The following is an 18,431-nucleotide window of genomic DNA, read 5'->3' as shown; positions in this document are numbered from 1 at the left end:
AGGGATGGAACTGCAAAAACAAATCGTCTATGAAGAAAAACAAATTTTAAGGAAAGATCATATCATCTTTTGGGGTGCCGTCTTTTGTTTCTGGTTTGCTACATACATCTATGTCCCTGTTTTCGGATTATATTTAGACAACATCGGATTTTCATATTCAGCGATAGGAATAATACTCGGAAGCTACGGCGTCACCCAGATATTACTGCGGTTTCCGTTCGGCATCCTGTCAGATGTTCTTTCGCCGCTTAGAAAACAGCTGTTGATCAGCGGCTTTGCAATGTCTCTGTTGAGCTGCTGCATATTTCTGTTGTCCGATTCGTTCATCATGGTGATCACGGCCAGGCTGCTCGCCGGTATGACTGCGGCGATGTGGGTGATGGCAACCGTTTTATACTCGCAGTATTTCACAAAAGATCAATCGTCAAAAGCGATGGGCATCCTGCAGTTTTTAACGGTTCTCCCCCAATTTGTCAGCATGGCTGTCAGCGGATACCTCGTCCATTTGTTCGGCTGGATGTTTCCGTTTTGGATCGGTGTTGCCGTTTCGTGCATCGGGCTGATTCTGTCATTTTACATTAAAGATAACTGCCCCCGCCATACGGCCAAAGGGATGGCTTTGTCAGACTATGTTAAACAGACGTTGCGTCTTCCTAATTTAAAAGCGATTACAACATTATCGTTTTTAGCCCATGCCGTGCTATTTATGACCGTGTTCGGGTTCACGCCGATTTACGCGGAATCGGTCGGCATTGATGAGAAGCAGCTGATTTGGATTATGTGCGCTTTTTTTGTTCCGCAAACGCTGGCTTCCGTGTGGTGTATCTTTTACAAAGTAAAGGCCGCCGATGCACTGATATGGATATCTTATGTGATAACGGCTGTTTTCTTTTCCTTGCTGCCGTTTGCCGAGAACCTTTTCGCAGTGTGTGTGATCCACGCCGTGACAGGACTGACATTGGGGTTTATTTTTCCGCTTTTGGTCAGCAAAGTCGTCCAGCTTGGTACGCCTCAGCTCAAAATGTCTGTGATGGGTTTCTATCAATCTTTTTATGCGCTCGGTTTTTTTCTCGGACCGGTTGTGGCGGGAAAAACGGCTGAACTGTTCGGGCTGCGGGAGGTTTTTTGGTTTGCCGGGGCTTTGTCATTAGCAGGGGCAGGAGTGATGCTCGTTTCAAAGCAGTTTTCGATACGTACAAAAAGCAGGCGGGGATGATGCCTGCTTTTTGCCTTGCTCAATAAGATATTTTAGCAGAGCCGGCAGGATACCAATTGCCATTCTGCGCTTTTGCCCATCCGTAAACCATATCACCTGAATTGACCTTTTCTCTGATCAGCTCAAGCCTTTCGCTTGAGTTTGCCTCATACCTGCTTCCCGTTTTTGCCGGTATTTTCACAGATAAAATGTTGTCCTTTAATGTATCAGGCTCCTCATCAGTGCTTGTCCATGCGACTCTTTCATAATAAGTCTGATTAAACGGACTCTCCAATCCTTTAATATAAAAGCGGACTGTTTTGCCAACCACCTTGACATCTGTATAGGCCGTGCTGTAGGGATGAATCGATTCCTGAGAAATTGACTTTCCGTATGCCAAAATAGACGTTCCGCCAGCACCGCAAAGCATGATTCCCAACATGAAAACGACCGCTGCCAACTTTTTCAACATGAAAACTCCTCCTTTTTTTCAACTCTTTATACATGTTTAATTTTACCATATTTTCCGTTTGCTTCTTTGTTGTGGATTTGTACATTTGTTGAATATAGGGAAATATTGGTTAAAGGGAGTAAGCGGGGATAAGCTTCTTTTGCTCGTTATTTTCTCGACAAATTGGAGCGAACACCCTAAACTGTATTCTTCTTTTTCCTCCACTGCTGAACCGATTGTCTCCATTATTCCAAAATAAAAAGGATACGCTGAAGCGCATCCATATCTTAATATCAGTTTGAATAGATAATGAAGATCCTTTAATAAGGATCTTCACTATGGCCTTTTTCTTCCGCCTGTCTCGGCGCATCTTCGGCGCCTTCTGCCCCGATCGGCTCCCGGCTGGATGTATTTTGGCTGGAAGCGTTTTTTAATCCTTCTTCGACCCTGCTGCCATATTCCTTGTCGCATTGCTTGAGCATCTCGATCATTTTCGTTTGAATTCTTTGATCGCAGGGGGCAAGTGTATTGACCAGATTCGTAATCAGCTCGTCCTTTTCCCAGTCTTCGAAATGCCTGTACGTGTCCCCGGCCTGCTTGAAATTATTCTGCCTTTCGATACTTTCGCGCACCAGATTTCCTTCGACATGCGGTGTATATTCTTTGCCGTCCTGCTTCGCTTCTTTCAGCCCGTTGATAGTTGAAGGTTCATAGTTGATGTGCGGGCTTTGATTTTTGCCTAAGTCGACCTTGTACTGCATCTGGCCGCCCCGCTGATTGGTTGCCACCCTTTTTTTCGGCGCATTGATCGGCAGCTGCAGATAGTTGGCCCCTACCCTGTATCGCTGTGTATCAGAGTAGGAAAACGTACGTCCCTGAAGCATTTTGTCATCGGAAAAATCAAGTCCGTCGACAAGAACCCCTGTTCCAAATGCCGCTTGCTCGACTTCTGTAAAGTAGTCTTCGGGATTTTTGTTTAATACCATTTTGCCGACAGGAAGCCAAGGAAATTGCTCCTCAGGCCATAGCTTCGTATCGTCAAGCGGATCAAAATCGAGTTCAGGATGCTCATCATCGCTCATGATTTGAACGAACAACTCCCACTCGGGATAGTCTCCCCGCTCAATCGCTTCGTATAAATCCTGTGTAGCGTGATTGAAGTTCTTCGCCTGAATTTCTTCCGCCTCTTTTTGCGTCAAGTTTTTTATGCCCTGCTTCGGTTCCCAGTGATACTTCACAAGGACGGCTTCTCCTTCTTGGTTTACCCATTTGTACGTGTTGACACCGGACCCCTGCATCTGCCGGTAGTTTGCCGGAATGCCCCAAGGAGAAAACAAAAATGTGATCATGTGCATGGCTTCAGGCGTGTTGGAAATGAAGTCAAAGATTCTTTCGCCATCCTGCAAATTCGTAACCGGGTCCGGCTTAAATGCATGGATTAAATCAGGAAACTTCACCGCATCGCGGATAAAGAAGATCTTCAAGTTGTTTCCGACTAGATCCCAGTTCCCGTCCTCCGTGTAAAACTTAACGGCAAATCCGCGGGGATCGCGAAGCGTTTCCGGTGAAGATATCCCGTGGGTCACCGTCGAAAAACGGACAAACACCGGGGTCCTCTTCCCTTTTTCCTGAAACAGTTTTGCTCTCGTATATTTTGAGACCGGCTCATCGCCTGCTGTTCCATAAGCTTCAAAATAGCCGTGCGCTCCGGCTCCCCTGGCATGGACGACCCGTTCGGGAACCCTCTCCCTGTCAAAGTGGCTGATCTTCTCCAAGAAATCATAGTTCTCCAATGTGGAAGGCCCCCGGTTGCCCACGGTCCTGATATGCTGATTGTTTGTGATCGGGTGGCCCTGCCGGTTCGTTAACGTCTCATCCGTCTCCATGTCAGATTTCTGCTCGTTTGAATGCTGATCCATCTCCGTACCTCCTTTATTTGGAATTAATAATAACTTATCCCAAATGAAGGGAGTTATTCAGTTTTAATATATTTAATCAACGATAATGAATTTTTCTTTATAATTATTATAAATAAATATTGTTTTTTTCTTGAGAAATGTTATCATTGTTTTGTAATTAAAATTTACGCGAGGTGATCCTTTGATGACGACAAATAAAAACAACCTAACAACCAGCTGGGGCGCTCCCGTTGGAGACAACCAAAACTCAATGACAGCTGGTTCACGCGGACCGACGCTGATTCAGGACGTCCACTTGCTCGAAAAGCTCGCCCACTTCAACAGAGAGCGTGTGCCTGAACGAGTTGTGCATGCAAAAGGCGCCGGTGCGCACGGTTACTTTGAAGTCACAAATGACGTTTCCAAATATACAAAAGCCAAATTTTTATCAGAAGTCGGAAAACGCACACCATTATTCGTCCGTTTTTCCACTGTTGCAGGCGAAAACGGTTCAGCCGATTCCGTCCGCGACCCGCGCGGATTTGCTGTTAAATTTTATACAGAGGAAGGGAACTATGATCTCGTCGGAAACAACACACCTGTTTTCTTTATTCGCGATGCGATTAAATTCCCTGATTTCATTCATACACAAAAGCGCCATCCGGTCACACATTTGAAAAACCCGGATGCCGTATGGGATTTTTGGTCATTGTCTCCAGAGTCCCTTCACCAGGTGACCATCCTGATGTCTGACAGAGGCATCCCCGCCACTTACCGGCACATGCACGGTTTCGGTTCCCACACATTCAAATGGGTGAATGCCGAAGGAGAAGGCGTCTGGATCAAATACCACTTCAAAACAGAACAAGGCATTAAAAACCTGACCGAAGAAGTGGGGACAAAGATTGCAGGTGAAAACCCCGATTATCATACACAGGACTTGTATGAGGCGATTGAAAAAGGAGACTTCCCGGCATGGAAGCTGTACGTTCAAATCATGCCGCTGGAGGATGCGGATACGTACCGTTTTGATCCGTTCGATGTTACAAAAGTATGGTCGCAAAAAGATTATCCGCTGATTGAAGTCGGCCGCATGGTTCTAAACCGCAATCCGGAAAACTATTTCGCAGAGGTTGAACAAGCTACATTCTCCCCTGGAACATTGGTGCCCGGCATTGAACCGTCTCCCGACAAAATGCTCCAGGGACGCCTGTTCGCATATGCGGATGCGCACCGCTACCGCGTCGGCGCAAACCATAACAGCCTGCCGATCAACCGTCCGAAAGCGGACGTCCATAATTATCAAAGAGACGGACAAATGCGCTTTGATTCAAACGGCGGGGGCTCTGTCTACTATGAACCGAACAGCTTCGGAGGCCCTCAGGAATCTCCTGAAAACAAAACAACGGCTTATCCGGTGTCAGGTTCGGCGGACAGCACTTCTTACGACCATAACGACCACTACACACAGGCTGGCGATCTTTACCGCCTCTTGAGCGAAGAAGAGCGGACTCGTCTTGTCAGCAATATCGTAGGTTCGATGAAGCAGGTGACAAAAGACGAAATCAAGCTTCGGCAAATTCAGCATTTCTATAAAGCAGATCCGGAGTACGGCACACGAGTTGCCGAAGGATTGGGCTTGTCCGTTCCGCAGGAAGTTTAAGGCTAAATCATTTCAATCATTCTCAATGAATATTCTCATTTTCTCAGGTACAGGCACCCGTCTTCTTAAGCATGCGGGTGCCTGACCTTAATCAAAGAACGACAGGGGATGTTACGTGTGGAAGACGAACAGCTCGTCCCTTTCTTAAAGAAGCGGGGTTTACGAATAACGGCTCAGCGCGTCCTGATTTTAAAAACGATCGCTTCTCTGGGCGGCCACCCATCGGCGGAAGACATTCACCGGGAATTGCCGTACATGAGTCTCCCGACAATCTACAGCAACTTGAAATTATTTGTGAAGCTCGGCATTTTAAAAGAGCTGTCCCATGGAGACGCAAAAAGCAAATATGAATTATTTACATCAGAGCACTATCATGTTGTCTGTAAATCATGCGGAAAAATCGCTGATCTGGACTATCCTCACCTCAAAGAGGTTGAGCATGCAGCAGCACAATTGACGAACTTTAAAGTGAACTCGCATTATTTAGGGATTTACGGAATCTGTACAACATGCCAAGAACAGCAGCAGAGGTGAAGACATATGAACCGAAAAAAAGTCGGCCTGTTAGTCATGGCATACGGAACCCCTTATCAGGAAGAAGATATCATTCCGTATTACACGCATATCCGTCATGGAAAACGGCCGTCCGATGATATGATTGAAGACTTGAAAAAACGCTACAAGCATATCGGCGGAATCTCTCCGCTCGCGGAAATTACGCTCGCTCAGGCAAAAGAGCTGGAAAAAGCGTTGAACGAGCGCCAAGATGAGGTCGAATACGTGATGTATCCCGGCTTAAAACACATCTCTCCGTTTATCGAGGATGCGGTTGAACAAATGAAAAAAGACCAAATTGAAGCGGCCGTTTCCGTCGTCTTAGCTCCCCACTATTCCACCTTCAGTACCGAAGTATACAATCGGCGCGCCAAACAGGCCGCAGCAGCAATCGGCGGCCCCCGGATCGCATCGATTGACGAATGGTATCAGGAAGAAGGCTTTATTCGCTATTGGTCTGAAGAAATCGGCAGCATTTTAAACGGCATGTCTGAAAAAGAACGAAAAAAAGCGGTTCTTGTATGCTCAGCACACAGCCTGCCGGAAAAAATCAAGGAGCATGGAGATCCATACCCGGATCAACTCGAGAAAACGGCCCAACTAATCGGAGAACAACTGTCGTTTGACCAGATCGCCGTAGGCTGGCAAAGTGAGGGCAACACACCCGATCCGTGGCTTGGTCCGGATGTCCAAGACTTAACAAAAGAACTGTATCAGGAAGGCTTCCGGTCATTTATTTACGCACCGGTCGGATTTGTCTCTGACCACTTGGAAGTGCTGTATGACAACGACTATGAGTGTAAAGCGGTTACGGACGAGCTTGGCGCAAGCTATCACCGTCCGCCTATGCCGAACACCGATCCGCGCTTCATTGATACGCTTGCCGCAGTCGTTGAGCGAACATACAACAGCACAGAACAGGAGAAAGCGGGACTGTAAATCGCTCCGAAAAATGAAAAACTGAAGAAAACATGATTTAGAAGCAGAATCTATGGCTATTCATTTCCATAGATTCTTTTTTTTGCACCATTATGATGAAAGACCTTCAACTAAATGCGCTTATTCTCAGATTCGTGTCATTTGGCATAATCACCAGCTTATGCGCAAATCCAACTCACATCATGATTATTCAGATTATTCAGAAACGTATGCTATGCTCTCTCTGATTCCAATAAAAGGGAGGGATCATCAGTGTCCATCACTTGGCATCCGCCGTAATTGTAAGCGCTTCCTATATAGCGGCGGCATGAAAAAAGAATAGGAGGAATGAATGTGAAGAAATTAATCAGCATCATCTTTATCTTTGTATTAGGGGTTATCGGGTCTTTGACAGCGGCGGTTTCGGCAGAAGCAGCTTCTTCGTTAAGCTCGGGCAAAGTAAATCCGCTTGCCGATTTCAGCTTAAAAGGCTTCGCGACACTAAACGGCGGAACAACAGGCGGAGAAGGCGGTCAGACGGTAACCGTAACAACGGGAGATCAGCTCATTGCGGCATTAAAAAATAAGAATGCAAATACGCCATTAAAAATTTATGTCAACGGCACTATTACAACCTCAAATACATCCGCATCAAAGATTGACGTCAAAGACGTGTCAAACGTATCGATTGTCGGGTCAGGGACCAAAGGCGAACTCAAAGGCATCGGCATTAAAGTATGGCGCGCCAACAACATCATCATCCGCAACTTAAAAATTCACGAAGTAGCTTCCGGCGATAAAGACGCGATCGGCATTGAAGGCCCTTCTAAAAACATTTGGGTTGATCATAACGAGCTTTACCACAGCCTGAACGTTGACAAAGATTACTATGACGGATTATTTGACGTCAAAAGAGACGCCGAATATATTACATTCTCTTGGAACTATGTGCACGATGGCTGGAAATCCATGCTGATGGGCTCATCGGACAGCGACAATTACAACCGGACGATTACATTCCACCATAACTGGTTCGAAAATCTGAATTCGCGGGTGCCGTCATTCCGTTTCGGAGAGGGCCACATTTACAACAACTATTTCAATAAGATCATCGACAGCGGAATTAATTCGAGAATGGGCGCACGTATCAAAATTGAGAACAACCTTTTTGAAAACGCCAAAGATCCAATTGTCTCTTGGTACAGCAGTTCACCAGGCTATTGGCATGTATCCAACAACAAATTTATAAACTCCAGGGGCAGCATGCCGACTACCTCTACTACAACCTATAATCCGCCATACAGCTACTCACTCGACAATGTCGACAATGTAAAATCAATCATCAAACAAAATGCCGGAGTCGGCAAAGTCAATCCATAAACTTTGAGGTGAAACGTTCGGAGGCATTCCGAGCGTTTCACTCATTTCCATCCTCATACGCTTTCCAAACCGTAGGCAGCAGATCGGAAAGTTCATGTGCGAGAAGCGTATGGGCCGATCTGGTCTTTGTCCATGCATCAGCACATGCGCCATGCAGGTGGACAGCATTCAACACCGCTTCTCTCGGATTCTCATGACAGCACAGCATTCCGAGAAGCATCCCGGTTAACGTATCTCCGGTTCCTCCCTTTGCCAGCGCCCCGTTTCCCGTTACATTCCTCCAGCACTTGCCATCCGGGAAAGCAATGATCGTTTCATTGCCTTTCAATACAAGAGTAACACCGTGTTCCTCTGCATAATCTCGAGCATAACCGGCCCGGTTCGTCTCAATTTCTTGAATGGACAAGCCTGTCATTTTCGAAAATTCCCCCGGATGCGGCGTTAATATCACCGGTGCTTCCCTTTCTTGATACGTTCGTTTTGAAAGAGCACCCGCATCAAGGACAACCGGGCAGTCTTTCGTCAATACATTCCGGACCGCTTGCTCAGTCATTTGCGAAGGCGGCAGCCCCGGCCCGATCGCAATCGCCCGGTAAGGTTCGGCAATCTCGCCGGACGCCGCCTTTTCTAAGCCGTCCCGCCAATACGTCGCTTCAGGGAGAACGGGGACGATCAACGGAATGGCACTTCCGCACGTTCCGATGACAAGCTTTCCAAGACCGCTCCGCATCGCCCCAATTCCTGCAAGGAGAGCCGCTCCCGGCATATCATCGCTTCCCGCGAGCAAAAGGCCGGTTCCATAAGTTCCTTTATGACTTCCATTCCCCCTTTTCGGCAATGAGCCCTTCACACAGTCTTTCGTCCATATCGGCAATTGTTCTGCAGACATCCCGGATCACACCTTTCAATACAAAGTTTAAACAAACGTTTAATTAAATACTAACTGAATCATACCCTTCACCGCTCTTTAACATGCAAAATAAAAGCAGTTGATGAGCGGGCCATATAAAAAAAGACAGCTTCTCGACTTGAAGCTGTCTTTTGCGGTTTTCTACTAAGAAAGCCGGCCGACAGGCGCATCCAGACGATAAAGTCTTGAATAGCGCGGATTGTTTTCCAAAAGCTGCTGATGGCTCCCTGCCATTGCAAGCTTCCCTTTGTCTAAAAACAGAATCCGGTCGGCCGCTTCGGCTCCTGCCAAATGGTGTGTAATCCATAGAACCGTCTTTCCATCAAGCACTTGAAACATCGTTGATAGAAGCTCTTTCTCTGTTTTAGGATCAAGACCTATAGTCGGTTCATCCAATACAACGATTGGCGCATTCTGCAGCAGAATCCGCGCCAATGCAATCCGCTGACGTTCTCCGCCTGAAAAACGAATGCCCGTTTCCTGAACAGATGTATGATATCCTTCGGGTAGAGACTGAATATAATCGTGAAGCTTCACCTGGCGCGCCGCCCAATACACGTCCTCATCGCTCGCGTCAGGGTTTCCGAGCCTGATATTATTCAAAACCGTCGTATCAAACAGATGCGGCTGCTGATTAAAAACGGAGACTGCGCGTGAGATTTCTCCCTGAAGAGACTGCACAGAAATGCCGTTCAATGTAATGTTTCCTTTAGAAGGAGCGAGCGCCCCTTGTATTAACGACAAGATCGTCGATTTACCAGCGCCGCTCGGCCCGAGCAAAGCGGTCTTTTCCCCCTGCTTTAATATAAATGAAACACCGTCCAACACCGGATGGCCTTCTTCATAAGAAAAACAAACATCTTCAAAGCGAAGCGTGACATCGTCCAAACCTACAGCCTCCGCCCGTTCCTGCTGAACAGCGCCTCCAATTTCTTCCCTTTTCGGCGGCTCAAGCCCGTCCATTCTTTCTAAAGAATCCTGATACTCAGGGATTGACGCCGCTGCGTCTGAAAGCGGAAAGAAAGCTTCTGTCAAAGGAAACACAACAAGGACAAACGCTGCAATAAACACAGGAGCCAGGGCGCCTTCCGCGCTTTGTCCGCCCGCCCATATTAACATCAGAAGAACAAGTCCTGCCGCCAGGCATTGCATGGCAAAGTCCCTCCAACGACTGAAGCGCATCCGTTTCTTTTCGATCGCCAGCCATTCCTGCTCTGCCGCTTCATACGCATGGACGAAGTCGTTTTGCCGGCCGCTGAACACCCAGTCGCTCACGCCCATGACCGCGTCTGTCAGCTGACGGTACAAGAGGCTTCGTCCTCTTTTCAGCGCAACATTTTTCGCCCTTGTCACAAGCAGGGAAACAAGCGGAACAAGAAACACGAAAACCGCTGCATAGATCGCGATCAGCCCTGCAAAAGGCCATGAAAAAAAGCCAATAGCAGTGATGAATACGCCATATAAAAGAAGCGCCGACAGCCCGGGAAATACCGTTCTCAAATACATGTCCTGCAAATGCTCAACATCGTCGGCCAAAATGCCGAGCATATCCCCCGTCCGAAAGCGTTCACGCCATTTTAAAGCTTGAGGTTCCAGCATCCTGTAAAGCCTGACGCGCATATCGGATAAAATTTTCAAGATGATATGGTGTCCGGTCAATCGCTCAACATAGCGCGACACCGAGCGCAGAATCCCGAAGGTGCGGACCGCTACGATCGGGACATAAATCATCAAAACATTTTCCGGACGCGTAGCCGCTTTGGATATTAAATAACCGGAGGTAAACATGAGAGCTGCAGCCGAGCATGCCGTCAATCCGCCAAGCAACACGACAATGATCAAAAGCCTTATATTTTTCTTGATATAGGGCAGAATCCACCCGTCTTCATTGTTCATGATGCACCTCCAAACGACTGCGCCTGCACAAGCTCGTAATAAACGCCCCGCTTTTCAATCAATTCTTGATGTGTACCGGTTTCAGCCACCTGTCCATTCTTCAGCACGATAATTTCATCCATATCAAGCATCCAGTGAAGACGATGAGTTGCCATAAAAACCAGCTTGTCTTCAAACAATTTCAGCATCGTTTTTTTCAATTCGTATTCTGTTTCGATATCCAAGTGAGCGGTCGGCTCATCTAAAAGGAGAATCGGACGGTTGCCTAGGAAAGCCCGGGCAACGGCTGTGCGCTGCGCCTGTCCGCCGCTTAATGCCCTCCCGCCTTCACCGATCCGCTCCTCTAAGCCGGACGGAAGCTGATCAATCAGCTCCGTCAGCCCGGCGGCTCTTGCTGCCTGTTCAACTTCTTCGTCAGAAGCGCCGGGATGATAAAAACGGATATTGGCTCCGAGCGTATCCGGAAAGATATAGGGATGCTGCGGAATATACAGGAGCTGATTTTGCCAGCTGTCTGTCTGCAAATGCGTCCTCTCTTTTCCCCCGACTTTGATCACGCCGCTTTTCGTTTCCAAGAAACCGCCGAGCACATCGATAAGCGTAGATTTTCCGGCACCGCTTTCTCCGATGATTCCGATTTTTTTCTTTCCTTTAAACGATAGAGAAATGCCGGATAATGAGGAGTTTTCCTCCTCATCATGCCGCACCTCTACATCCTTGAACTCGATTTGATCGTTGTCTGACCATCGCTCAAGATCCAAAGGCGCCTCATCCTTGAAACCGGGCGACTCCAATATCGCCTTGATCGCTTTACCGGCTTCCCGTCCGTTCAACGTAGCATGATAGTCATTGCCGACTTCCCGGACAGGGAGAAAAAACTCAGGCGCAAGAATCAGAATGGCTAGCGCCGGCTCCAGTATGATAGTGCCGTCAACAAGACCGAGACCGAGAAAAACGGCTACGGTTGCCACGGACAGCATGGTGAAAAAATCCAGTGCAAACGAAGACAGAAAGGCAATTTTAAGCGTGCCCATCGTCGCTTTCCTGTACCGTTCGCTCACATGAAAAATATTCTTCGTATGTGAACGGCTCATGCCCAGCACTTTCAATGTTTCCAGGCCGCGCAAGGAATCAGTAAAATGATTTGAAAGCATCTCATACGTCTTCCACTGGCTGTCCGCTTTTCTCTTTGCCGCATAGCCGAGAAGGATCATAAATGCGATTAAAATCGGCAGCGTAATCATTAAGACTGCAGCGGAGGATGTGTCTTTAAAAAAGACATAACAGACAACCGCCGGCGGTATAACAGCCATGCTGATCATTTTTGGCAAAAACAGCTCCAAATAGCGGCGAAACTGCGCAATTCCTTCCATCGCGAGTGTGACGACGTGACCTGTTCCTTCTTTTCTCGCCAGTCCGGGGCCGGATTGGAAAAGCTTCTCCAAAAACTTTTTCCGCAGGTCGGCCCCCGTCTTGGCGGCATAATCAAAAATCAGCCTTTGCCTGACAAGGGTCACGGCATGGCGGAATAAAAAAGCGGCGGTAAATAAGATGATCAGCGGAACAAGCGAACCGACCCGCTCGCCGTTAAAAAGGCGGGTCACCGCTTCAGCAAGCCATTCGGCCTGCATGATAATAGCTGCGCCCTGCATGCATGTCAGTACGGTGAGTGCTGCAAGAATTCGCTTCATTCCTTTATATTGCAAAAGATCTTTTCCCATTAATAAATCATTGGCTCCTTACTGCTGACCCGTTTTCGAAAAACATAGTAGCTCCAGATCTGATAGCCCAGCACGAACGGAAGCAGTGACAGCGCGACGATCGTCATCACTTTTAAAGAATAGTCTCCTGATGAAGCATTATAAACCGTTAAATCATATGCGCTTTTGACCGAGCTGATCATGACGCGCGGGAACAGCGCAGTGAAAATCGTCGCCACTGTGAGGGCGATCCCAGCCCCTGTCATAGCAAATGTCCAGCCGTCGCGTTTTTGTTTCATAAATACGATCGACAGCACATAACAAACGACAATCAGAGCCGCAAGAGGTATCGTCACATGTCCCCTGCCCGTGAACAAGTCCGTTTCAAAAATGGATAAAGCAACAAAGGCAACAAGCGCCGCCAAAACGGCGAATACGACTTTTTTAGCCAGCTGTCTTGCCCGGTCGCGCAAATCGGCTTCCGTTCTCAACGTAATAAAGATCAGGCCGTGCAGCAGGCAGAGAAGTGTAACGGTGACTCCCCCTGTTACGGAATAGACGTTCACATAGTCAGTAAAACCGGCGTGCAGATTCATATCGGCATCAATCGGCATACCGCGCAAAATACTGGTAAATAAAACACCGAACAAAAACGGGGGCAGAATGCTGCCGAAGAATACGACCCAATCCCATGTTTTCTTCCATTTTGCGGTTTCGACTTTCCCTCTAAATTCAAACGCGACTCCGCGTCCGATCAATGCAAGAAGAACAAAGACAAACGGAATGTAATATCCGCTGAACATCGTGGCATACCAGTTTGGAAAAGCCGCGAAAATCGCGCCTCCCCCAGTCAGCAGCCAGACTTCATTGGCATCCCAGAAAGGGCCGATCGTATTGATCATCACCCTCCGTTCAAGCTCGTTGCGCCCGAGAAACCGGGTCGCCATTCCGACGCCGAAATCAAAACCTTCAAGAAAGAAAAAACCGATGAACAGCACAGCGACTAATATAAACCAAAGTTCATTAAGAGATACCATGGTAAACCTCCTGATCAAACGGGTCTGTCGATACGGAATCGTCATGATGGTGGTCATGGTGTGCAGCCCCTTTTTTAATCTCCCGCACAAACAAGTAGACAAGAACGAGCGCCAGTACAAGATAAATCGCTGTAAACGCGATGACGGAAAACAGCAGCATTCCCGCTGATACGTTCGGCGACACGGACTGCGCCGTTGTCAAAATACCGAACACCGTCCACGGCTGGCGTCCGATTTCAGTCATGATCCACCCCGCCGTATTTGCAATGAATGGAAAGGCGATTAAAGCCACCATCGTCCGCAAAAACCATTTGCTTGTTTCAAGTCTTTTACGGAAGCTGAGATAGAGGCCAGTCAAAGCGGCAACGATCATTAAAAGTCCTGAGCCGGCCATGATTCTGAAGCTCCAGAACGTCGTTTTCACCGGCGGAATATAATTTCCTTCTCCGTATTTTTCTTCATATTGCTTTTGCAGCGTCTTCATTCCGGGCACATCGCCGCTGAATTGTTTATAAGCCAAATAGCTAAGCGCATACGGGATGCTGAGCTCTGATTTGTTTTCCTGCTTGTCCGCGTCAATGTTCGCAAGCACCGTCCAAGCTGCAGGATCGCCGCTGTCATCCCAAAGCGCTTCGCTGGCAGCCATTTTCATCGGCTGGCTCTTCATCAGATGCTGGGCCTGCTCATGTCCGCTGAACGCTACGCCGATGCCGGAAACAAGCGCCACAATCATCGCGATTTGAAAGGATTTTTTAAAAAAGAGCAATTCCTGTTTTTTCAGCATTTTATACGCGCTGACACCGGCAATGAAAAACGCTCCGGTGGCAAGCGCACCGAAAATGACGTGCGGAAATTCAACCCATAGCTGCGGATTTTTAATAATCGCAAAGAAATCGGTCATTTCCGCGCGGCCGTTTTTGATCGCGAATCCGACAGGCTCCTGCATAAACGAGTTGGCCGCTAAAATCCAAAACGCCGACATGATCGTTCCAAGCGAAACAAGCCAGATGGACAGCAAATGGATCTTCTTCGGAAGCCGATCCCAGCCAAATATCCACAAACCGATAAACGTCGATTCCATAAAGAAAGCAAGCAGCGCCTCCACCGCGAGCGGAGCGCCGAATACATCACCGACAAAGCGGGAGTACTCCGACCAGTTCATTCCGAACTGAAATTCCTGTAGAATCCCGGTGACCACACCGACTGCAAAATTAATTAAAAATAAGTGCCCCCAAAATTTAGCCATCGTTCTGTAAATGTCTTTTTTCTTTACGACGTATAGAGTTTCCATTAAAGCAACCATAAAGACAAGCCCGATTGACATCGGTACAAAAATAAAGTGAAAGATCGTTGTTGAAGCAAATTGAAATCTTGCCAAAATGAGTTCGTCCACTGTTCCAGTCTCCTCCTCTTTGTTCTAGCCGGACCGTTGCCGAATGGCATCACCCTTGCTCAAAGTTTCACATGAATCTTATGAATATGATCACAGACAAAAGGGTGACCTTGGCCCACATTGATGTTCCGTTATTATCCGGATGGTTATTTATACCTGTACTTTACCGCGAATCCCTTCTTAAATAAAGTACATATTCCCTAATTTATGGATGTCATTGTGACAATTATCCGAAGAAATTATAGATATTTTGTGACGCGGTGGTTAACAAGAACTAAATCAGCATGAGAAAAATGCCCCTCATTCCCGCGGAGCATTTCGTCATTCAACGATTGCGATTCTCTGCGCAAAGCCTTGCGGATCAAAAGAATACCGTTATATGCAATTAAACAAATTCGGCGCTTTCCTTCAGTTTGAAAACGCCTGACGGAAAGTCCTGCTATTTTGTCCAATCTGTGAAATCTTCCCTCAGCCTTTTGCGCACGTCCTTCATCTATGCTTTCATACAGCACCAGCTGATTGCACTGCGCATTTAACCTGCTTGCTGCCGTATCCCTCCCTGTCGAGCTATCTTTGAAACATCGCTCCCTCAGGCTTTTACGAATGGATGGAATATTTATTACTTAAAAATAAACAATAACGATACCTTGTTTATTCTATGAAAATCGAACCATACATTTGTTCAAACAAAGTACACAAAATTTGTGAAATGTTTCACAATATCCTGCTATACTTAGTTTGTATTTATGATAGATACTTCTTAAGTAAACACTTGATGGTGGTGGAAAACATGGAATCAAAATCACTTGTTCTAGTCGAAGAGCTTGCCTTAAAAAAGCAAAGCATCTTTATGCAAAGCCCGCTTCGTTATCTTTTACGAGCTATGCTGGCCAGTATGTTTATCGGGTTCGGAGTCATTGTAGCGTTTAAAACGGGGAATCTATTTTATGTTGAACATTCTCCGTTCACATATCCAATTGCAGCAATCACATTCGGGGGCGCCATCATTCTGATCGTCTATGGCGGAGGAGATTTATTTACGGGAAATACATTTTATTATACATTGGCTGCGCTTCGTAAAAAAATGCGTTGGCCCGCTGTTATCAAGCTGTGGATGTTCAGCTATGCAGGAAATTTAATGGGCGCCGTGTTTTTCGCAGGCCTCATCTTTGCGACCGGTTTATTTAAGGATCCTTCTTCCACCGGCTTTATACTTAGCGTGGCGGAGCATAAAATGAATACACCGGTGACCGAATTGTTTTTCAAAGCGATTTTGTGTAACTGGCTAGTCTGCCTTGCGTTCTTTGTTCCGATGGCGCAAAAAGGAGACGGAGCGAAAATGTTCTCTATGATGCTGTTTGTTTTTACTTTCTTTATTTCCGGTTATGAACACAGCATCGCGAACATGGCCACTTTTGCCGTCTCTCTGGTCACCGAGCATCCGGATACGATTTCGATTGCAGGCGCAATCCATAACTTGATTCCGGTAACCCTCGGGAACCTGATCGGAGGCGCGTTTATGATGGGCTTCATGTACCACTATGCAAACAAGCCGGGCGGTGAAGAAATCATCAAATAAAAAGATTGTCCATTTTTAAAGGATTCTAAATATGCGGGTTCCCTTCATAAAATCGTGGTAACTTTAAAAATGGAGGTTCAGCAGATGCAAAGTTTTCATTCGCTTTGCCAGCAGTTTGGACATATTTTAAATGGGGAGCCGCACATTGAACACGGTGTCTGTTCTGTCAGCATCAAACGGAATTTGCGCGTCACGATTCAAGGAAGGCCAAGCCGGGGAGTCGGCATGGAAGAAGTCATGTTCGAGTCGCTCGATCAAAACGGAATCGCCTTGAATATGGCCGAAGTTGCCATTTTGCCTGAAGAAATTCCGTTGTTTACAAAAAAGCTTGTCGATCAAGGCATCATCATCAGCGCTCTCCACAATCATTGGATTTTTACAAAACCGAATATTTTATATATTCATTTTCAATCTGTAGAACCGCCGTTAACATTCGCAAGAAAAACAGCTGCCGCTTTATCCGTATTGCGATAAAGCAGCAGCTGTTTTCTTTATCCGTTCATTTTTCCCATTTCTGAAAGTGCGACCCTTTCGACTGCTTTGGCCACAATCTCGTGAACATCAGGATTCAGCGGATCAGGCACAAGATCGCCTTGTTTTGTGCAGGATGCGATCGCTTCGGCGGCCGCGACCAGCATCGGGTGGCTGATCGATTCCGCTCCGGCATTTAACACGCCCCTGAAAATACCGGGGAACCCCAGCACATTGTTGACAGACCGTCCATCCGCAGCGTAGGCTGCCCCGGCCTCGAGCGCATCCTCAGGCTCAATCTCCGGCTTCGGATTGGACAGAGCCAAAATCACCTGGCCTTCCCGAACCCATTTCTTATTGATCAATCCCGGAACGCCGGTTGTCGCGACGATGATATCGCAGCTTTCCATCAATTCTTCGATGCTTTCAGCCGCATGGCCGCCATAGTTCTCTAAACGCGCCATCGCCTCAAGCGATTTATCCGTTCCGATGACACGTTTTACCCCATATGCCATAAACATTCTGCAGATCGCGACCCCTGCCGCACCCAGGCCGATTTGGCCGACATGGGCCTGCTTCAGATCGACCCCTGCACTCTTGGCGGCTGAAATGGCGGCCGCCAGTGTCACCACCGCAGTACCGTGCTGGTCGTCATGCATGACCGGAATATTCAGGTCGTTTTTCAGGCGCTCTTCGATTTCAAAACAATGCGGTGAACCGATGTCTTCAAGCAAAATACCGCTAAATCCGGGCGCAATGTTTTTAACCGTCCGCACGATTTCGTCAGGATCATTCGTATCAAGCAGAATCGGAACTCCGCTGATGTCTGCAAGCTGGTCGAAAAGCGCGGCCTTCCCTTCCATAACAGGCATTCCCGCCACAGGCCCAATGTCTCCCAAGCCTAGGATGGCCGTACCGTCCGTTACAATTGCAACCGAATTGCCGATGCCTGTATAGATATTCGCTTTTTGCGGCTCTTCTTTAATAAGCTCGCACACATTCGCGACACCCGGCGTATACACCCGCCGCAGATCAGCGAGCGAGCGGATCGGCATCTTGCTTTTCACGCGGATCTTGCCGCCTTCATGGGCAGCCAGTACGTCGTCTGAAACGGTATGAAGATGGATGCCTTCTTTTAAGTTGCGGATCACTTCAAGGATCTCGGTAAGCTGTTCTTCATGCTCAACTTGAACCGTAATGTTCCGCATCGTATAATTCGGCCCCACCTTGATCGTTTCAACCTCTCCGATATCACCGCCGGCAAGGCCGATCGCCGTTGTCACCTTTCCAAGGTTTCCTGGTGCTGAAGGGATTTCCAGCATCAAATTCCGAATAATATTGTTGCCATTCATAACAGAATACCTCCATCAATTGTTTTAAAATCG

Annotated in this window: 15 protein-coding genes; 7 read left to right on the top strand and 8 right to left on the bottom strand. The window is 47.4% G+C overall.

Annotated elements, in window-relative coordinates:
- Window positions 1–4: 4 nt before the first annotated feature.
- Window positions 5–1,216, top strand: coding sequence for an MFS transporter (locus M1E06_RS01195; RefSeq protein WP_020453424.1), 1,212 nt, complete (start codon window positions 5–7; stop codon window positions 1,214–1,216).
- 19 nt (window positions 1,217–1,235) lie between these two features.
- Here M1E06_RS01195 and M1E06_RS01190 read toward each other — a convergent pair whose 3' ends face one another.
- Together M1E06_RS01190 and M1E06_RS01185 are read right to left on the bottom strand one after the other, a co-directional pair.
- A complete protein-coding gene (locus tag M1E06_RS01190) occupies window positions 1,236–1,667 on the bottom strand; it encodes a hypothetical protein (protein ID WP_020453425.1) in 432 nt (143 codons plus the stop codon).
- Between the two features lie 299 nt (window positions 1,668–1,966).
- Window positions 1,967–3,565: a catalase gene (locus tag M1E06_RS01185; protein WP_020453426.1), complete on the bottom strand. Its 1,599-nt coding sequence runs from the start codon at window positions 3,563–3,565 to the stop codon at window positions 1,967–1,969.
- 184 nt (window positions 3,566–3,749) lie between these two features.
- Between M1E06_RS01185 and katA the strand changes: the two genes are divergently transcribed.
- From katA to M1E06_RS01165, 4 genes are all read left to right on the top strand, one after another.
- Entirely contained in the window at window positions 3,750–5,207 is a 1,458-nt protein-coding gene (gene katA / locus M1E06_RS01180; RefSeq protein WP_023856947.1) for a catalase KatA, read from the top strand.
- Between the two features lie 117 nt (window positions 5,208–5,324).
- On the top strand, window positions 5,325–5,741 hold the full coding sequence (locus M1E06_RS01175; RefSeq protein ID WP_020453429.1) for a Fur family transcriptional regulator: 417 nt from the start codon (window positions 5,325–5,327) through the stop codon (window positions 5,739–5,741).
- Window positions 5,742–5,747: 6 nt separating this feature from the next.
- Complete coding sequence (gene hemH, locus M1E06_RS01170) at window positions 5,748–6,701, top strand: ferrochelatase (protein ID WP_023856945.1); 954 nt, start codon at window positions 5,748–5,750, stop codon at window positions 6,699–6,701.
- A gap of 333 nt (window positions 6,702–7,034) precedes the next feature.
- On the top strand, window positions 7,035–8,060 hold the full coding sequence (locus M1E06_RS01165; protein WP_023856944.1) for a pectate lyase family protein: 1,026 nt from the start codon (window positions 7,035–7,037) through the stop codon (window positions 8,058–8,060).
- A 37-nt stretch (window positions 8,061–8,097) separates the two neighbouring features.
- Here M1E06_RS01165 and M1E06_RS01160 read toward each other — a convergent pair whose 3' ends face one another.
- The 5 genes from M1E06_RS01160 to M1E06_RS01140 form a co-directional block, all read right to left on the bottom strand.
- Window positions 8,098–8,949 carry an NAD(P)H-hydrate dehydratase gene (locus tag M1E06_RS01160; protein ID WP_020453432.1) on the bottom strand — a complete coding sequence of 284 codons (852 nt, stop codon included), beginning with the start codon at window positions 8,947–8,949 and terminating at the stop codon, window positions 8,098–8,100.
- Between the two features lie 165 nt (window positions 8,950–9,114).
- Window positions 9,115–10,866: a thiol reductant ABC exporter subunit CydC gene (gene cydC / locus M1E06_RS01155; RefSeq protein ID WP_023856943.1), complete on the bottom strand. Its 1,752-nt coding sequence runs from the start codon at window positions 10,864–10,866 to the stop codon at window positions 9,115–9,117.
- Window positions 10,863–12,587 (bottom strand): thiol reductant ABC exporter subunit CydD, encoded by a 1,725-nt coding sequence (gene cydD, locus M1E06_RS01150; protein WP_023856942.1) that lies wholly within the window; start codon window positions 12,585–12,587, stop codon window positions 10,863–10,865. The genes cydC and cydD overlap by 4 nt, the downstream gene beginning before the upstream one ends.
- Window positions 12,587–13,603: a cytochrome d ubiquinol oxidase subunit II gene (gene cydB, locus M1E06_RS01145; RefSeq protein WP_020453435.1), complete on the bottom strand. Its 1,017-nt coding sequence runs from the start codon at window positions 13,601–13,603 to the stop codon at window positions 12,587–12,589. The genes cydD and cydB overlap by 1 nt, the downstream gene beginning before the upstream one ends.
- Entirely contained in the window at window positions 13,590–14,996 is a 1,407-nt protein-coding gene (locus tag M1E06_RS01140) for a cytochrome ubiquinol oxidase subunit I (RefSeq protein WP_020453436.1), read from the bottom strand. Before M1E06_RS01140 ends, cydB begins: the two co-directional genes overlap by 14 nt.
- 790 nt (window positions 14,997–15,786) lie before the next feature.
- On the opposite strand from M1E06_RS01140, the gene M1E06_RS01135 reads away from it, so the two are divergent.
- Both M1E06_RS01135 and M1E06_RS01130 read left to right on the top strand, forming a co-directional pair.
- Complete coding sequence (locus tag M1E06_RS01135; protein ID WP_020453437.1) at window positions 15,787–16,575, top strand: formate/nitrite transporter family protein; 789 nt, start codon at window positions 15,787–15,789, stop codon at window positions 16,573–16,575.
- 84 nt (window positions 16,576–16,659) lie between these two features.
- Entirely contained in the window at window positions 16,660–17,049 is a 390-nt protein-coding gene (locus M1E06_RS01130; protein WP_020453438.1) for a DUF1259 domain-containing protein, read from the top strand.
- A 17-nt stretch (window positions 17,050–17,066) separates the two neighbouring features.
- Here M1E06_RS01130 and M1E06_RS01125 read toward each other — a convergent pair whose 3' ends face one another.
- The gene (locus M1E06_RS01125; protein WP_020453439.1) at window positions 17,067–18,398 is read right to left on the bottom strand and encodes an NAD-dependent malic enzyme; all 1,332 of its coding nucleotides are present in this window, start codon (window positions 18,396–18,398) and stop codon (window positions 17,067–17,069) included.
- Between the last annotated feature and the right edge of the window lie 33 nt (window positions 18,399–18,431).

This window comes from Bacillus sp. AK124, assembly GCF_053903085.1.
This window is presented reverse-complemented; position numbering and strand designations above follow the sequence as displayed.